Annotated in this window: 10 protein-coding genes and 1 pseudogene; 9 read left to right on the top strand and 2 right to left on the bottom strand. The window is 75.4% G+C overall.

Annotated elements, in window-relative coordinates; genetic code table 11:
* Nucleotides 1-32: 32 nt before the first annotated feature.
* Nucleotides 33-476 carry a nitric oxide-sensing transcriptional repressor NsrR gene (gene nsrR / locus ABFY07_RS19840; protein ID WP_065967451.1) on the bottom strand — a complete coding sequence of 148 codons (444 nt, stop codon included), beginning with the start codon at nt 474-476 and terminating at the stop codon, nt 33-35.
* 129 nt (nt 477-605) lie between these two features.
* Here nsrR and ABFY07_RS19845 point away from each other — a divergent pair, with 129 nt between their 5' ends.
* The 6 genes and pseudogenes from ABFY07_RS19845 to ABFY07_RS19870 all read left to right on the top strand — a co-directional run.
* Nucleotides 606-1085: a cupin domain-containing protein gene (locus ABFY07_RS19845; protein WP_346175768.1), complete on the top strand. Its 480-nt coding sequence runs from the start codon at nt 606-608 to the stop codon at nt 1083-1085.
* Between the two features lie 544 nt (nt 1086-1629).
* Nucleotides 1630-2919, top strand: coding sequence for a beta-ketoacyl synthase N-terminal-like domain-containing protein (locus ABFY07_RS19850; RefSeq protein ID WP_346175802.1), 1290 nt, complete (start codon nt 1630-1632; stop codon nt 2917-2919).
* Nucleotides 2920-2985: 66 nt separating this feature from the next.
* Entirely contained in the window at nt 2986-9591 is a 6606-nt protein-coding gene (locus ABFY07_RS19855) for an SDR family NAD(P)-dependent oxidoreductase (RefSeq protein WP_346175769.1), read from the top strand.
* Between the two features lie 279 nt (nt 9592-9870).
* A complete protein-coding gene (locus ABFY07_RS19860; protein WP_346175770.1) occupies nt 9871-12549 on the top strand; it encodes a YfhO family protein in 2679 nt (892 codons plus the stop codon).
* A gap of 28 nt (nt 12550-12577) precedes the next feature.
* On the top strand, nt 12578-13564 hold the full coding sequence (locus ABFY07_RS19865; RefSeq protein ID WP_346175803.1) for a glycosyltransferase family 2 protein: 987 nt from the start codon (nt 12578-12580) through the stop codon (nt 13562-13564).
* A pseudogene (locus ABFY07_RS19870) lies at nt 13561-13977 on the top strand (GtrA family protein); the annotation flags it as partial. The gene ABFY07_RS19865 and the pseudogene ABFY07_RS19870, both read left to right, overlap by 4 nt.
* Before the next feature lie 425 nt (nt 13978-14402).
* On the opposite strand, the gene ABFY07_RS19875 reads toward ABFY07_RS19870, so the two are convergent.
* Complete coding sequence (locus ABFY07_RS19875; RefSeq protein WP_346175771.1) at nt 14403-14945, bottom strand: response regulator transcription factor; 543 nt, start codon at nt 14943-14945, stop codon at nt 14403-14405.
* On the opposite strand from ABFY07_RS19875, the gene ABFY07_RS19880 reads away from it, so the two are divergent.
* From ABFY07_RS19880 to ABFY07_RS19890, 3 genes are read left to right on the top strand one after another with little or no spacing between them, the layout of a single operon-like run.
* Nucleotides 14931-15566: an ABC-2 transporter permease gene (locus ABFY07_RS19880; protein WP_346175772.1), complete on the top strand. Its 636-nt coding sequence runs from the start codon at nt 14931-14933 to the stop codon at nt 15564-15566. The two genes, ABFY07_RS19875 and ABFY07_RS19880, sit on opposite strands and share 15 nt — an antisense overlap.
* A 16-nt stretch (nt 15567-15582) precedes the next feature.
* The gene (locus tag ABFY07_RS19885; protein ID WP_346175773.1) at nt 15583-16176 is read left to right on the top strand and encodes a GNAT family N-acetyltransferase; all 594 of its coding nucleotides are present in this window, start codon (nt 15583-15585) and stop codon (nt 16174-16176) included.
* A 21-nt stretch (nt 16177-16197) separates the two neighbouring features.
* Entirely contained in the window at nt 16198-17691 is a 1494-nt protein-coding gene (locus ABFY07_RS19890) for an ABC transporter substrate-binding protein (protein WP_346175774.1), read from the top strand.
* The last annotated feature ends 1 nt before the right edge of the window (nt 17692 follow it).

A 17692-nucleotide genomic window follows, 5' to 3' on the forward strand; every position in this document is an offset into this window, starting at 1 on the left:
CGCGGCGGCGGGCCCCCTGGCGGGGGCGCGGGTCAGTCGGGGCGGCGGCCGGTCAATCCGACCAGCACCGGGCCGGTGGGCGCGGTCACCAGGTCCGCCACGGTCAGCGGGTCGAGCGCGCGATGGAACGCCTCCTGCGCCTCGCGCAGCGCCCCGCGGAGCCGGCAGGCCCCGCGCAGCGGGCAGGGCGTGTCACCCTCGCAGGTGACCACCTCGTCCTCCCCCTCCAGCTCGCGCACCAGCCAGCCGACCGAGGCGGTGCGCCCGAGGCCGGTCAGCTCCAGTCCTCCGCCGCGCCCCCGCCTGGCCTCCACCACGCCGAGGTGCTGCAGCCGGGTGATCACCTTGGCCATGTGCGCGTACGGCACGTTGACCGCCTCGGCCACCTCGCGCGTGGTCAGCGGGGTGCCCCCCTCGAAGACCGCGAGCCGCATCACGGCTCGCAGTGCCAGATCCGTGAACTTGGTCAGTCGCACAACACGACGTTATTAAATCAGCATGCTAAATTCCAGTTATCGGCGGGCGGGGCTGGTGTGGTATGCGTCTCAGGCATCCGGCCGCCCGTGGCCGTGAGGATGCGCAGGGGTTCGTACGGAGGGAAAGAGATGCCGCCGGTTTCTGGTGTGCTGGGGAGGGTCTCCGAGCTGCTGCGCGAGGCGGCGGCCGACCGGGGCGGGGCGCTGTGGCGGCTCGACGCCGAGGGGCGCCAGCTGGACTCCAATGTGATCCGGCTGCCCGCCGGGGCCGGGGTCGACGTCCATGTGGAGCCCGACCTCGACGTGGTGCTGTTCGTGGCCGAGGGCGGCGGATGGCTCGAGACGGCGGACGGGCGCCAGGAGCTGACCCCCGGCTGTGTGGTCTGGCTGCCGCGCGGCAGCCGCCGCGCCCTGTCCGCCGGCCCCGGCGGCCTGGCTTACCTCACGGTGCACCGCCGCCGCCCCGGCCTGGCCATCCGCGCCGCCGCCCCGCAGGGCGGCGAACCGGCCTGCCTGCTCCATCGGGTCTGCGCGGAGTGCGGGCGCCTCGCCCAGGAGTCCGACGCCCGCTACTGCGCCCGCTGCGGCGCCGGCCTGCCCTCGGACTGACACCCCGCCGGCTTGCGCGACGGCGACGGCGACGGCGGCACCGGCCGGTTCACCGGGCCCGCGCCCAGAGCCCCGAGCCCAGAGCCCCGAGCCCAGAGCCCCGAGCCCCGAGCCCAGAGCCCCGAGCCCAGAGCCCCGAGCCCCGAGCCCAGAGCCCCGAGCCCCGGGCGCCGGGGGCGCCCGCGCGTGCGACGGGGCGCCCGCGCGGGCGACCGGCGCGCGGGGCAGGGGGCGGGGCCCGGAGCCCCTCGCCGCCCGCCCGCGCGCCGTCCCGCGGAACTCCGCGCGGCGGCGTACCCACTTCCCCCGCCCTGTACCACCTTGTGTATCGGCGCTCCCTTTTTCTTCCCGACGCCGCGGCGTAGCTTGGCAATTCCACAAACCGTTGAAGCGTGATGCGACGGTTCTCCCGGCCGGCCGAGGCAAGGACTCGCGGCCGACTCCAGCGCATGGGATGCATGGAAATGACTCAGCTCAGCTCCGGCGGGCCGTCGTGAGCCGGCCCGACGGCTCCGGCGAAGGCCGCGAAAGCCCCAGGGACGCCGTGGTGACCGGCCTGGGCTTCTGTCTGCCGGGCGAGGGCGGCCCCTCCTTCACCGCGGGCCAGGTATGGAACGTCGCCTCCCGGGGCGGCTGTTGCCTCGGCCGGGACGGGACGTACTACGGCTCGGTCGACCTGACCGACGAGATGTTCGCCGAGCGCGTCCCCGGCATCCCCGAGTTCTTCTCCCGCCAGTTCACCGACGCCCACCGATTCGGGCTGGTGTCGCTGGTGGAGGCGTGCGCGGACGGCGAACTGGACATCGAGGCGGGGGATCTGCGGGACGCGGCGCTGCTCGTCGGGCGCGGCGGCATCGACAGCAACGTCAACAGCTATCTGGCCGCCTCCCGCGCCGACCCCGAGCACACCGGGCCGCTGGACGCGCTGGAACTGTTCATCGCGGTGGGCCAGTCCGCCATCCCCTCCGATGTCGCCCTCGTGCAGGGGACGCTGACCCGCACCACCGGACCGTGCTTCACGGTGGCCTGCGGCTGCGCCTCCGCGGGCGTGCAGATCGGCCACGCGCAGCGCCTGATCGCGGCGGGCGAGATCGACCTCGCCGCGGTGACCGGCGTCGACGTGTTCGACAGCGAGGTGGTCGGGAGGGCGGAGCGCCTGCTGGAGAGCGCGCGGCGCGCCTACGCGGCCAAGGGCGGCGAACCCGGCGCGCTGGGTCCCACCCCCTCGTCCGGGTCCCTGATGCGGCCGTACGACCGGCGCTCGGACTGCATCAACTACGGCGAGGGCGCGGCGACCGTCATCGTGGAGAGCCGCGAGCACGCCCAGCGGCGCGGCGCGCACATCTATGGCCAGGTGCTCGCCACCGCCCTCACCCGCGACGGGCTGGCGAACCCCCTGGGCGCCGACGACAGCGGCGCCCAGCTGGTGAACGCCGTGCGCCGGTGCCTGGGGGAGCGGTGGCGGATCGAGCAGGTGCCGTACATCCACAGCTGCGGCGACGGGGACCCGGCCGTGACCGCGGTCGAGGCCAACGCCGTCCGGACCCTGTACGGGGCCACGGCCGGCCCGGTGCTGGTCACCTCCCAGGACGCGTGCTTCGGCCACCACGGGGCCCCGGCCGGCTGCCTGGGCGTCGGCCTGACGCTGATGATGATGGAACAGGGCGCGGTGTGCCCCACCGCGAACTGCGAACAGCCCATGGAGGGCCTCCCCTTCGACCCGGTGCCCGGGACGCGCGCCCGGCCGCTCCACTTCGACCACGCGCTGTGCTTCAGCTACCAGACCGGTGGTGTCAAGCACGCCATGCTGCTCGGCGGCCCGGGCGTCACCTAGTGCCGGTGCCCGCGCGGAACCACCCCCACGGCCGACCCGGCCGTCGCACCATCCTCGGAGATCCCGATGAGCCAGCACACACGCATATCCCGTCGCCCTCCCGGCCGTATCGCGGTGATCGGCGCGGGCTGCCGGTTCCCCGGGGACGTCGACTCGCCCGCCGCCCTGTGGCGGCTGCTGACCGAGGGGCGGGAGGCGCTCGGGGACCCGCCGGCCGAGCGGGCGCGGCTGTGGACGCCGGACGGCGCCCGGCCCCCTGCCGCCCAGGGGCCGGCGGACGGCACCGCGGTGCCCGTGCGCGGCGGCTACCTGCGCGATGTCTCCGGCTTCGACGCCGACTTCTTCGGCGTCTCCGGCCGCGAGGCGGACATCCTCGACCCCCAGCACCGACTGCTGCTGGAGGTGGCCTGGGAGGCCCTGGAACACGCCGGGACGCCACCGGAGCGGCTGGCCGGCACCTCCACCGGCGTCTTCACGGGCCTCAGTTACGAGGACTACACGGCCTGCCTCGACCGGCAGCCGTACGAACACGAGGGCTCGGTCCTGGCCAACGGGCGGTGCGTGGCGGCGGGTCGGATCTCCTATCTGCTGGGGCTGCACGGCCCGTGCGTGGCCCTGGACACGGCCTGCTCCTCCTCGCTGGTCGCGGTGCACCTCGCGGCCCAGGCGCTGCGCGCGGGGGAGTGCGACCTCGCCCTGGCCGGCGGGGTCACGCTGATGTTCGACGACAGGACCACGCGCGCCTTCACCCGGATGGGCATGCTCTCGCGCAGCGGCCACTGCCACTCCTTCGACGCCGCCGCCGACGGATTCGTACGCGGCGAGGGCTGCGGGATCGTGGTGCTCAAACGCCTCGCCGACGCCGTGCGGGACGGCGACCGGATCCTGGCGGTGCTGCGCGGCTCCGCCGTCAACCAGGACGGCCGGTCCGACGGCCTGGCCGCGCCCTCGGCCACCGCCCAGCGCGCCCTGTACCAGGAGGCGCTGGCCCGGGCCGGGGTCGACCCGCGCGACGTGGGGATGATCGAGGCACACGGCACCGGCACCCCGGTGGGCGACCCGGTGGAGTTCGCCGGCCTCGCCGAGGTGTACGGGACCGGCCCCGGCCGGTGCGCGCTGGCGTCGGTCAAGACCAACCTGGGCCACCTGGAGCCCGCCGCCGGGGTGGCCGGGCTGATCAAGGCGGTGCTGTGCCTCGGGCACGGCACCATCCCGCCCAACCTGCACTTCACCCGCTGGAACCCGGCCATCGAGAACCCCGGCGCCACCCGTCTGTTCGTGCCCACCGAGCCGACGGGTTGGCCGGTGGACACGCCCGCACGGCTGGCCGCCGTGTCCTCCTTCGGGTTCTCCGGGACCAACGCCCATGTGCTGCTGGAGGAGCCGCCGGCCACGGCGGCCCGCCGGCGGACTCGGACACCGCGGCGGGAGCGGCGCGCCACGCCCCTGGTCTTCCTGGTGCCGGCGGGCTCCCGGGCCGCGCTGCCGGCCGCCGCGGGGCGGCTCGCGGACTGGCTCGAGGGCGACGGCGCGGCCGTACCGCTGGGCGACATCGCCCACACCCTGGCCCTGCGGCGGAGCCACGGCCGCGGACGGCTGGCCGTCACCGCGGCGTCGCGGGACGGCCTCGTGCGAGTTCTACGCGCGTCACAGGCGGGGCGGGCCCACCCCGCCGCGGTGACCGGCGAGGTGGGGGCCGCGGTGTCCCGGCGGCCGGTGTGGGTGTTCTCCGGCCAGGGCTCGCAGTGGCCCGGCATGGGGCGCGGCCTGCTCGAGCACGAACCCGCCTTCGCCGCCGCGCTCGCCGAGGCCGACGAACTGATCGCCGCCGAGGCCGGGTTCTCGGTGCTGGACGTGGTGCGCTCCGGCGAGCCGGTGACCGGCTGCGCACGGGTCCAGCCCGTGCTGTTCGCCCTGCAGACCGCGCTCGCCGCGGCCTGGCGCGCGCACGGTGTGGAACCCGCCGCGGTCATCGGACACTCCATGGGAGAGGTCGCCGCCGCGGTGGTGGCCGGGGCGCTGTCCCTCGCCGACGGGGTACGGGTGATCTGCCGCCGCTCCGCGCTGTTGACCCGCGTCGCCGGGCGGGGCGCGATGGCCACCGTGGGCCTGGGCGCCGACGCGGTCCAGGCCGAACTCGACGCCCGCCTCGGCGGCGGACCGGGCGCCGGACGAGACGCAGGGCGAGACGCCTCGGGAGCCGCAGGCGCGGTCACGGTCGCGGTCATGGCCGCGCCCGACGCCACGGTCGTGGCCGGGGACACCGGGCCGCTGGAGCGCCTGGTCGCCGGCTGGGAGGCGCGCGGCATCCCGGCCGCCCTGGTCGCGGTGGACGTCGCCTCCCACTCCCCGCAGGTCGAACCGCTCCTGGCCGATCTGCGCGCCGCCCTCACCGACCTGACGCCCCGCCGGCCACGCGTGCCGTTCTACTCCACGGTGCTGGACGATCCGCGCACCGTCCCCGCCTTCGACGCCGACTACTGGTGCGCCAATCTGCGCCGCCCGGTCCGGTTCGCCACCGCCGTCGCCGCCGCCGCGGCCGACCGCCACCTGGTGTACGTCGAGATCGCCCCGCACCCCGTCGTCACCCACTCCGTCAGCCGCTGCCTGGAAGACCTGGCCGGCCCCGCCGGGACGGCCGGGCCGGCCGGGGCCCGGGTCGTGCTGCCCACCCTGCGCCGCGACGAGGACGAGACGGCCACCTTCCGCACCCAACTGGCCGCCCTGCACTGCGCGGGCGTCCCCGTGGACTGGTCGCGGCTGTGCCCGCGTACCGCCCTCGCCGACGTCCCCACCCTCACCTTCGACCGCAAACGCCACTGGACCGCCCCCGCCTTCCCGGCCGCACCCGGAGCGTCCCCGGCACCCGTGGCCGGCCCGCTGCCCGGCGGCCACACCGAGGTGCCCGGCGAACCGGTCCGGCACACCTGGCACGCCCGGGTCGGCACCGCCACCCTGCCCTGGCTGGACGACCACCGGATCCACGGCGCCCCCGTGCTCCCCGGGGCCGCCCACTACGCCCTCGCGCTCACCACCGCCTGCGAGGTCTTCGACGCCCGGCCCACCGAGGTCGAGATCACCGATGTGCGCTTCCGGGAGCCGCTGCGACTGGCCGCGCACACCGACATCGGCACCACCCTCACCCTGGCCGCCGCCGACCGCGCCGACTGCGAGATCTTCGGGCGAGGCGACGACGGCTCCTGGACCCGGCAGTCCACCGCGGTGGCGCGCCGGCTGGCCGTACCGCCCAAGTCCCGCCCCGCGTCCGTGGAAACCCTCGCCCTGCGCCACCCGGTCCCCCTCCGACCGGCCGACCTCTACGCCCGCATGCGGGCCCGAGGTGTGCGGCACGGGCCGGCGTTCACCGGGATCACCCGGATGCACGCCTCCCGCCGCGGCGACAGTTTCTGGGCGCGGATCCGACTGCCCGAGGCCGCGCGCACCCCCGCCCACGCGCTGCGCGTCCACCCCGTCCTCGTCGACCTGTGCGCCCAGCTCCTCGCGGCGGCGCTGCTCCACGGATGCGGCCACGGGCTGATCCTGCCCGTGCGGATCCGCACCGTACGGGTCCTCGGCGACCCCGCCGCCGCGGTGTACTGCCACGCCCGGGTCGTCGAGAACACGGCCGACACGCTCCTCGGGCACATCCGGCTGCTCGACGGGACGGGCAGACCGGTCCTGGCCATCGACGGACTGCGGCTGGTGCGCCACACCGCCCCCGAGGCGCCGGAGGCCGACCACTGGTTCCTGGAGACCGGCTGGCACCGCGCCGCCCGGCCGGAGCCCGCGGCCACCGGGCGGGCGGGGGAGTGGCTGGTCGTCGGCGAGGGCGGCCCGGACCCCTCCGCGCGCGAACTGGCCGGGGCGCTGCGCGCGGCCGGGGCGCGGGCCGTGGCCTGGGACTGGCCGGCGCGCGACCGCCGCCTCGAGGCCTGCCGGGAGTCCATGGCCGGCCGCCTGGCCCGGGGCGACACCACGGCCGTGGTGCTGCTGTGCGGCGCGCGCGCCGCCGCCGACCCGGGCGCGGAGGCCCTGCGCCGCACCCGCAGGGCGCTCGGCGCCGCACAGGCGATCGCCGCCCACGCGGCGGAGCCGCCCCGCCTGTACCTGGTCACCCGCGGCGCCCGGGCCGTGGCGCCCGGGGAGGTGGCCGACCCGGCGCAGAGCTCCCTGCGCGGGCTGGTACGGGTGCTCGCCCTCGAACACCCCAGGATGCGGGCCACCCTGGTCGACACCGCCCCCGCCACCGGAGCCGACGTCGATGCCGGGGTGGAGGACACCTGGCCGGCGGACCTCGCCGCGGAACTCCTCGCCGGCGCCCCCGAGGACGAGGCCCCCGAGGCCCTCGAGGCCGCCGAGGCCGTCGAGGAGCAGGCCGTGGAGGACGAGGTGGCCCTGCGCGGCGCCACGCGCCACACCGCCCGGCTGGCATACGCGCCGCTCACGGACGCCGAACGCGCCGCGGCCACCACCCGCACCGTGTGCTACGGCGCGGACGGCTTCCGGCTGCGGGCGGGCCGGCTGGGGGACCTGGACAGCCTGGAGCTCGCCGCCACCGGACGGCGCCGGCCGGGGCCCGGCGAGGTGGAACTGCGCGTGAGCGCGGCCGGGCTGAACTTCCGTGACGTCCTCACCGCCATGGGGCTGATCCCCGGCGACGGCGACGTCCGCTACCGGATCGGCTTCGAGTGCGCGGGCGAGGTGACCGCCGTCGGGGCGGGCGTGACCCGCCCCGCCGTCGGCGACCGGGTGGTGGCGGCCGATGTGAACGGCGGCGCGTTCGGCTCGTTCGCCGTCGTCCCCGCCGAGGTGGCCGCCCCCGCCCCGGCCGGGATGGACTCGGCCACCGCGGCCGGGCTGCCCATCGCGTTCCTCACCGCCTGGTACGCCCTGCGCCACGTCGCCCGGCTGGCCCCCGGGGAGCGGGTGCTGATCCACTCGGCCACCGGCGGGGCCGGCCTGGCCGCCGTCGCGGTGGCCCGGCTGCTGGGCGCCGAGGTGCTGGCCACCGCGGGCAGCGAGGACAAGCGGCGCTGTCTGCGCGGCATGGGCATCGCCCATGTGATGGACTCCCGCTCGCTGGACTTCCTCGCGCAGACCAGGGCGGCGACCGGAGGCCAGGGCGTCGACGTCGTCCTCAACTCGCTGTCCGGGGCGGCGATCCGGGCCGGGCTCGAAGCGCTGCGGCCGTTCGGCCGCTTGGTCGAACTGGGCGTGCGGGACATCCTCTCCGACGCCCCGCTGGGCCTGGCCCCGCTGCGCCACAACATCACCCTGAGCACCGTGGACCTGGGCGAGCTGTGGCGCGAGCGCCCCGCCGAGTTCGCCGCCGCGTTGCGCGAGGTGCTCGCCGAGCTCGCCGCGGGGCGGCTGGGGCCGCTGCGGTGCACGGCGTTCCCGCTGTCGGCGGCCACCGACGCGTTCCGGCTGATGGCCGGGGCCGGCCACATCGGAAAGCTGGTGCTGACCGTGCCCGAGGAGGGCGAGACCGGCGCCGTGCTGCCCGACGGGCCGCGGCCGGTGCGCGAGGGCGCGGCGTACGTGGTCACCGGCGGGCTGCGCGGACTGGGCCTGGCCACCGCCCGCTGGCTCGCGGCCCAGGGCGCCGGACACCTGGTGCTGGGCGGCCGCACCGCCCCCACGGCCGCCACCGCGCGGGCGCTCGGCGAACTGTCCGCCGCCGGGACCCGGATCAGCGTGGTGCTCGGCGACATCGCCCGACCCGGCACCGCCGAGCGCCTGGTGGCCACCGCCACGGCGGACGGCACACCGCTGCGCGGCGTGGTGCACAGCGCCATGGTCCTGGACGACGCGGCGATCACCAACATCCGCGACGACCAACTGCGGCGGGTGTGGGCGCCCAAGGCCACCGGCGCCTGGCGGCTGCACCAGGCCACCGCCGGGCACGCGCTCGACTGGTTCGCGGTGTACTCCTCGATGGCCGCCCTGCTGGGCAACCCCGGCCAGGGCGCGTACGCCGCCGCGAACGCCTGGCTGGACGGGTTCGCCGCCTGGCGCTCGGCGCGCGGGCTGCCCACCCTGGCGGTCGCCTGGGGCCCGTGGGGCGAGACCGGCGCCGCCACCGACTTCGCCCGCCGCGGCTACGAGACCATCCCCACCGACCGGGGCCTGCGGGCGCTCGGCGCCCTCCTGGGGCACGGGCGGGTGCACACCGGGGTGATCCCCGGCGAGCCGGGCACCTGGATCCCGGCGGCCGCCCGGCGGTCCCCGTTCTTCAGCCGGCTGGCCCCCGCCGACGCCGGCCACCCCGGCGAGGCCGACGGCGCGCGGAACGCGGGCGACGCGCCCGGCACCACCGGCACCGCCGACCCTGCCGACACCGACGACGTCCGCGCCCGGCTGACCGCCCTCCCCGCGGGCCTGGCCCGGCGCTCGGCCCTGGAGGCGTACCTGGGCGACCACATCCGCACGGTGCTGCGGCTCAGCGGCCCCACGCTGGACCCGCAGACCTCGCTGAAGGCCCTCGGCTTCGACTCCCTGCTGGCCATGGAGCTGCGCGTACGGCTCGAATCCGCCCTGGGCGTCAGGCTCGCCGCCAACTTCGTCTGGCAGCATCCGACGGTGGCGGAGCTGGCGGCCGGGCTCGCCGAGCACATGGGACTCGACCTCGGCGGGGACCCGCCGGGCGGCCGACGGCTGACCGCCGACTGACCGCTGGCCCGGGCCGGTGAACTCGCGCCCATGCGTGGCCGTTCACCGTCGGCAAGGTGAATACGGGAAATCCGAAGGATTAATTCCAGGGGCCATCCCATCTGTTTGTAAATTCCCCGGACCGCGGGGCAACCAATCACGGATTCGCAGGGTCAAACAGGCTGAATGAACGCGCCACACATTCCAATTGGGGGAGTCGCGCGAGGTCCACTGCGGCGTGCAGCCGAAATTCACGCCGTCCACCGGAACGGGATCCTGACGAATTCCATGCGATCGCTGATGACCGGCCGACCGGCCCGCACCCCGCCGGAAGACCAGCCGAGCACGTCCGGCGCGCCGCCCGCGCCGGACGCCTCGCCCGAGGCGCCGCCCCGCGCCCCCCGCGGCGTCCGCGCCCGGGCCGCCGCGCTCGACGCGCTCGTCGCGGTGGCCGCCTTCTGCCTCGGCGACGCCGTGGCCCGCTGCTTCCCCTTCGGACCCAGGACCCGCGGCGTCAACGACCTGGGCAACCAGTTCGTGCCCTTCCACGCCCACCTGTGGGACCTGCTGCACGGCCGGGGCACCGGCGGCCTGTTCCTCAACTGGCAGTCCGGGTACGGCGCGAGCTTCCTGCCCGATCTCGGCACCTACCTCGGCAGCCCGTTCGCCCTGCTCGTCGCCCTCTTCCCGCGCGACCGGATCGACCTCGCGGTGTACGTGATCACGCTGCTGAAGACGGCCGCGGCCGGCGCGGTGATGGCCCAGTGGCTGCTGACGCTGCGGCCAGGACGGTGGTGGGCGGCGGGGGCGCTGGGCGCCTCGTACGCGCTGTGCGGCTGGTCCCTGGCCGAGGCCTCGTACAACCCCATGTGGCTGGACGGGCTGATCGCGCTGCCGCTGCTGTGCCTGGTCGGCCACCAGGCGCTGGCGGGCCGGTGGTTCGCGCTGGGCGCGCTGCCGGTCGCGCTGGTGTGGGTCGCCAACTTCTACACGGCGTACATGGCCACCCTCGGCGCCGTGCTGATCCTGCTCACCGGCCTGCTGGCGGACCACGCCCCCGGCGGCGGCCCGCCGCCGCGGCGCCTCGCGCCGCTGGGCCGGCCGGTGGCGCGGCTGGCGGGCGTCCTGGCGCTCGGCGTGGGCCTCGCCGCGCCCCTGGTCTCCGTGGTCTTCCTCGGCACCCGGCACGCCTACCCGGGCCGGGTCGTGGAGTTCACGCCCAAGCCGTGGACGGACGTCCTGGCCCGGCTGCTGCCGGGCACGTACAACTTCAGCAGCCCGGCCGTCTACGTCGACACCGTGGCGCTGCTGCTCGCCCTCACCCTCCCGTTCAACCCGGCGGTCCCCAGGCGGCTGCGCGGCGGCTGGACGCTGCTGGTCGCGGCGGTGACGCTGTCCCTGCAGTGGGGGCCCACCCAACTGGCCTGGCACGCCTTCAGCGTGCCCAACGGCAGCCAGTACCGGGAGACCTTCGTGCTGGGCGGGCTGCTGGTGACCGCCGCCTGGCTCTCCTTCGCCCACGGCATGCCGGGCCGGCGCCCGCTGCTGGCCGCGGGCGCCCTGCTGGCGGCGATCGCGGCGGCCGCGTCCCGGGCGACCGGGCTGATCCGCCCCTGGACCTACCCGCTGCTGCTGGCCGGCGTCGCGGCCGTGGCGGCCGCCCTGCTGCTGGCCCGCCTCGCCCGCCGGCACCGCCATCCGCTGCCCGCCGCCCTCGCCGTCGTCCTGCTGATCGGCGCCCAGGTGGGCCAGTCCGCGGCCACCACGGCCGTCGCCGACCGGCTGCGCCTGGGCCACCTGGACGACTACGCCCCCTGGGGGCAGCGCCAGCGGACGCAGAGCGAGCTGATCGCCGAGGCCGAGGGCTGGCCCCGCTACCGTACGGACCCGGGCCGCGAGCAGACCGTCGGCAACGACCCGCTGCTGGTCGGCGGGCAGGGCGCGCAGTACTACAGCAGCCTCACCTCCGATGTGCTCAGCCGCACCATGACCGCCCTCGGCGGCGGCTGGACCTCGCGCGGCCGGTCCGTGCAGAGCCTGGACAACCCGGTCACCGACGCGATCTTCTCGGTCGGCGCCCGCGTCCACTCCCCGCCCGACCCGCACCAGGACCGGCAGGCGCCGACCGGCGCCGAGCCGTACGTCACCCGCCAGGTCGTACCGCCCCTCGTCACCCTCCGGCCGGACCCGAAGGAGCCGCCCGCCTTCGGCCCGTCGCCGTTCCGGAACCAGGAACTGCTGCTCGGGGCCCGGGTGTACACCCTGCCGCGCGACGTCGCCGTGCGCGGCGCGGACGGCCGGCCCGCGGCCCGCGCCCCCGACGGGGGCTACCGGCTGCCTCCGGGGCCGACCAAGCGGTCCCGCCCGAAGGCGCTCCTGACCGCCACCTGCCCGCGCGACTCCCAGGTGTTCCTGTGGGCCCCGCACTACTGGGGCGTCGCCGCGATGCGCGGCGCCGGCCGGCCCCCGGTCGGCTTCCGGGGCGACCACCCGGTCACCAAGATCGCCCCCATGCAGCCGCTCGGCGCGGCCCCGGCCTCCGGGCGCGTCGAGGTGGTGCTGACCGTCCAGAAGGGCGGCACCGTCCCCGCCGGGTCCATCGGCTGCCTGGACCCCGCGCGGCTGCGCGCCGCCGTGGACCGGCTCCGGGCCCAGGGCGCCACCGAGGTCCACGTCTCCGACACCGGCATCCGGGCGAAGCTGCCACCCGGCTCCCGGGGCATCGCCGTGGTCGCCGCCCCGCGCATCGCCGGCTGGCGGTGCGCCGCGGACGACGGCCGGCACCGCCCGGCCGACGGCTACCTCGGCCTGCTCGCGGTCGAGCTCGACACCTCGGCCACCTCCGTCGACTGCGCCTTCCGCCCGCCCGGCCTGCGCCTGGGCACCGCCGTCGGAGCCGCCGCGCTGCTCGCCCTGACCCTGCCCGCCGCGTATCGGCTCCTGCGTGCCCGACGGGAGCGCCGCCATGCCCACCACTGACGCCCGCGAATCAGCCCCGGGGGAGACCATGCTCATTTCCGTCGTCGTACCCTGCTACAACGAAGAATCGGTGATCGGTCGTTTTCATGAACACCTCACCCGGGAACTCGCGGTGATCGACCACGACTTCGAATTCCTTTATGTCGACGACGGCAGCAAGGACCGCACGCTTTCCCTCCTGAAACAGCTCGCAGAAAGCGAGCCCCGGGCCCGCTACGTCTCCTTCAGCCGCAATTTCGGCAAGGAGGCGGCGATGCTGGCCGGGCTGCGGTACGCCTCGGGCGACGCCGTCGTCATCATGGACGCCGACCTCCAGCACCCGCCGGAGCTCGTGAAGCGCATGGTGGAGCTGCACGCCCAGGGCCACGACCAGGTCATCGCCAAGCGCACCCGCGACGGCGACCGGGTCACCCGGGTGCTCACCGCCCGCGCCTACTACCGGCTCATCAACCGCTTCGTCGACGTGGAACTCGTCGACGGCGTCGGCGACTTCCGGCTGCTGTCCCGGCGCGCGGTGGACGCCGTGCTGGAGCTGACCGAGTACAACCGCTTCTCCAAGGGGCTGTTCGCCTGGGTGGGCTTCCCCAGCGTCACCTTCGAGTACGAGAACGCGGCGCGCGAGGAGGGCCGCAGCAAGTGGACCTTCGGCCAGCTGCTCAACTACGGGGCCGACGGGCTGATCTCCTTCAACAACAAGCCGCTGCGCGCCGCGGTCTACCTGGGCCTGCTCCTGGTGTCGGTGGCCGCGCTGTACGCGATGTGGATCGTGGGCAGCGCGGCGGTCAACGGGATCGACACCCCCGGCTATGTGACCCTGCTGGTTGTCATCACCGCGCTGGCCGGCGTCCAGATGGTCATGGTCGGCGTGATCGGTGAGTACATCGGCCGCGTCTACTATGAGGTCAAGCGGCGTCCCCACTTCCTGGTGCAGTCGACCAACGCGGTTCCCGCCGCCGCCCCGCGGGACCGGATGGGGGACCCGATGCGGGACCGGATGAAGGACCTCGTGCGATGACGCCCCGCCCGGCGCGCCGGCGCCCGCCGGTCCTCGGCCAGCTGGTGAGATTCGGCCTGGTGGGCGTCGTCAACACCGCCACCTACTACGGCATGTACCTGTGCTTCCTGCGCCTGCTGCCCTACCTGGCGGCCCATGTCGCCGCCTTCGCGCTCAGCACGGTCGGCTCCTTCCTCCTCAACTCCTGGTTCACCTACCGCACCCGCCCGACCTGGCGGAAGTTCCTGCTCTTCCCCCTGACCACGGCCGCCAATTTCGCCATCACCACCGGCGGGGTCTACGTTCTCGTCGACCTGCTGCACACCGGGGACCGGACAGCTCCGCTGATGGCCGCGGCGGTGGCCGTGCCGATCACCTTCGTCCTCTCCAGGACGATCATGCTCGAGCCCGGGCGCGGCACGCCGGTCGAAGAAGAGCCCCGCGCGGAAGGAGAGCCGCACGTGGAAGAAGAGTCCCGTGTGTACGAGATCCGGGTCCACTGCTACGGCGCCTCGGAGGAAGCCCTCGCGCTCCAGGAGCCGATCGCCCGTCTGCTGTGCCCGGACGCCAGGCACGACGGCCCGTGCGAGGTGCCCTGGGAGTTCACCCTCGCCGGTGCCGGGCGGGCCGGGGGCGACGCGGCCACGGTGCTCGTGCTCGGCGTCCACACCTCCGGTGCGCGGGCGGCGGAGGTGGCCGACCGGGTGCGGGCGGCTATCGGCGAGACCCGGCCGGTCGAGCTGTGCGAGGGCGACGCCGAGCGGTTCGAGGCACTGGTGGAGCAGTACCGGATCGAGAGCGGCGCCCGCCGGATGTGACGGCCCGGCCGCGGCCCGGCGGCAGCGCCTCCCGCCCGGCCTCAGCCGACGGGGCCGGCGTCGCGGACCAGCAGGGCGGCCTGGACCCGGTTCGTACAGCCCAGCTTGGCCAGCACCCGGCTCACATACGTCTTGATGGTCTTCTCGCTCATGTGCAGCCGCCGGCCGATCTCCGCGTTGGACATGCCCTCGGCCACCAGGCGCAGCACCTGCGACTCGCGCTCGGTGAGCGCCGTCAGGCGCTCCGCGGCCTCCCGGCGGCGCCCGGCCGCCACGGGGGCGATCAGATCGAGCACCGGGCGGGTCACCGCCGGGGACAGATAGGCCTCGCCGCCGTGTGCCGCGCGCACCGCGCGGATCAGTTCGTCGGGGGTGCAGTTCTTCAGGACGAACCCCGCCGCGCCGCTCTGCACCGCGCGCAGCACGTTCGGCTCGTCCCCGAACGCCGTCAGCACCACCGTGCGCAGCGCGGGCGCCCGCCGCCGCAGCTCCTCCAGGGCGGCGAGCCCGTTTAGGAACGGCATGTTGATGTCGACCAGGGCCACGTCCACCGCGAGGGGTGCTCCGGGATGGACCGGGAGCACCGGGAGAACTTCGACCCCGTCGCGGCCGGCTTCCTGGGCCTGATGGTCGGCCAGATCTCCCTCGTCACCTTCGGGGTGCTGCAGATCGGCGCCGAGTACACCAGCGGCACCATCCGCGCCTCGCTGCTGGCGGTGCCGCGACGGGGGCTGTTCTACGGCGCCAAGGTGGCGGTCGGCACGCTGACCGCGATGGTGTTCTCGCTGTTCACCGTCCACCTCACCTTCCTCGCGGCCCAATGGGCGCTCGGCCCGCACGGCATGTCCCTCGGCGACCCCGGTGTCCCGCGCGCGACCCTCGGCGCCTGGGCGTATCTGACGCTGATGTGTGCCTTCTCGATCGGCGTGGCCACGATGCTGCGCAGCACGGCGCTCACGCTCGGCATCCTGATCCCGCTGCTCTTCCTCAACTCGCAGGGTCTCGGCAACGTCCCGAGGATCCGGACGGTCGCGCAGTTCCTGCCCGACCAGGCCGGAGCGGTGATGATGCAGGTGGTCAGGGTGGACGAGTCGTTCGTCACCCACCGGGACTTCGGCCCGGGAACCGCATTGGCGATCATGTTGCTCTGGACGGCCGCGGCCCTGCTGGGCGGGTACGCGGTGCTGCGCCGCCGCGACGCTTGATGCATATGATGTGCAAGTGCATGACTACCGCATCAGGACGGCCACCCCCGAGGACCTCGACGGCGCCCGGAGCGTGATGCTGGACACCGTCTACCGGGACTTCGGCACGGGCTATGTGCCGCGCTGGCACGGCGACATCGTCGATCCGGAGCGCGCCTACCTCCGCCCCGCGCGGCACACCCTGCTCGTCGCGGTCGACGGGCGCGACGAGCGGGTGGTGGCGACGGCCGCGCTCGACTCGCGCGGGCCGGCGCATCCCCCCAACCCCCGCCCGCTCGCCGAGCGTTACCCCTCGGGGGCGACCGCGCAGCTGCGCCGGGTGTACGTACGGCCCGAGCACCGGCGGCGGGGGCTCGCCCGGCTGCTGGTGGGCCGCTTGCTGGACTTCGCGGCGGCGGACGGCGGTTATCGCGCGGTCTATCTGCACACCGACCCCGCCGTGCCCGGGGCCGAGGCCTTCTGGCGGTCCCTGGGCGAGGTGGTGTGCGACGAACGGACGGCGCCCGGCGGGGGAAACGCGGTGGTGCACTTCGAGGTGCCCATGTCGCGGACACCCCGGACGGCTGGTGAAAATGATAATCATGTAGTGTGCATGGCGTCCCGCTCGTAAACCCCGTGGAGAACGAGGTCCATGCGCTTCGCCCGCCGCCGTCGGCTGGCCTCCGGCCTGCTGCTCGTCCCCCTGCTGTCCGGCTGCTTCGCCTCCGGTGACCCCTCCCCGTCCGGCTCGGCGTCCGGCGGACGGCTGCGCGTCGCGCTCGCCTTCCCGCCCTCCGAGAACTTCTCGCCGTACGGCGGTGACGCCACCCTGCTCAGCCGGCTCGGCGTCACCGAGGGGCTGACCCGGCTGGACGCCAACGGTGCCGCGTCCCCCGCGCTCGCCGAGTCATGGCGTCAGGAGAACGGCCGCAGCTGGCTGTTCACCCTGCGCGAGGCCCGCTTCCAGGACGGCACCGACGTCACCCCGGCCGCGGTGGCCACCGCCCTCACCCACGCCGCCCGGGCCGAGCCCGGCCCCGCCGCGCTCTCCGGGGTGCGGCTGACCGCCGAGCCCGCCGGAGAGCGGCGGGTCCGCGTCACCACCGCCGAACCCGACCCCGTGCTGCCGCTGCGGCTGTCCAGCCCCGGCCTGGCCGTGCTGTCCGCCAAGGCGTACCGGAAGAAGGGCACCGCCGACCCGGTCGGCACCGCCACCGGGCCCTTCCGGCTGACCAAAGCCGGCGGCGGCGACCGGGCCACCCTGGACCGCTTCGACGACTACTGGGGCGGCCTGGCCCACGCCTCCGGCGTCGACGCGCGGTTCATCGCCGACGGCACGGCCCGCGCCAACGCCCTGCGCACCGGCGACGTGGACATCGCCGAAGCCGTGCCCGTCGCGCAGATCCCCTCCCTCGGCAAGGGCACCGCCCGCGAACTGGCCACCGCGCGCACCACCAGCCTGCTGCTGAACACCCACTCCGGCCCCTTCGCGGACCCGGGGACGCGGGCCGCCGCCCGCGCGGCGATCGACACCTCCGTCCTCGCCAAGGACGTGTACGAGGGCCACGCCGACCGCGGCCAGGGCGTGTTCGGCCCCGCCCTGACCTGGGCGGCGGGCAAGCGCGAGGAGCCGAAGGGGCGGGCCCGGGCCGCGCGTGTCCACGGCACCGCCATCACCCTCGCCACCTACGACAACCGGCCGGAGCTGCCCGAGGTCGCGCAGGTGCTGCAACAGCAGCTCGAAAAGGCCGGCTTCACGGTCGAGGTGGAGGTGCGCGAGTCCTCCCGGATCGAGGGCGACGCGCTGGCCGGGAAGTTCGACGCGTTCGTCGGCGCGCGCAACACCATGCTCGACACCGGCGACCCGGTCTCGATCCTCGCGAGCGACTTCACCTGCGACGGCGGCTACAACCTGGCCCTGCTGTGCGACAAGCGGGTCGACCGGGCGGTCGCCGCCGCCGAGGCCACCGCCGACCCGGCCGAGCGGCAGGACGCGGCGATGGCCGCGGAGGCCCGGATCCTGCGCACGGACGCGACCGTACCGCTCGTCCACCAGCGGATCGTCCACGGCGTGGGCACCTCCGTCCGGGGCGTCCTCCTCGACCCGTACGAGCGCGCCCTCATCGGCCCCGGGACCCGGCGCTGAG

It is taken from the genome of Streptomyces sparsogenes subsp. cuspidosporus (genome assembly GCF_039532705.1).
Taxonomy (GTDB): domain Bacteria; phylum Actinomycetota; class Actinomycetes; order Streptomycetales; family Streptomycetaceae; genus Streptomyces; species Streptomyces sparsogenes.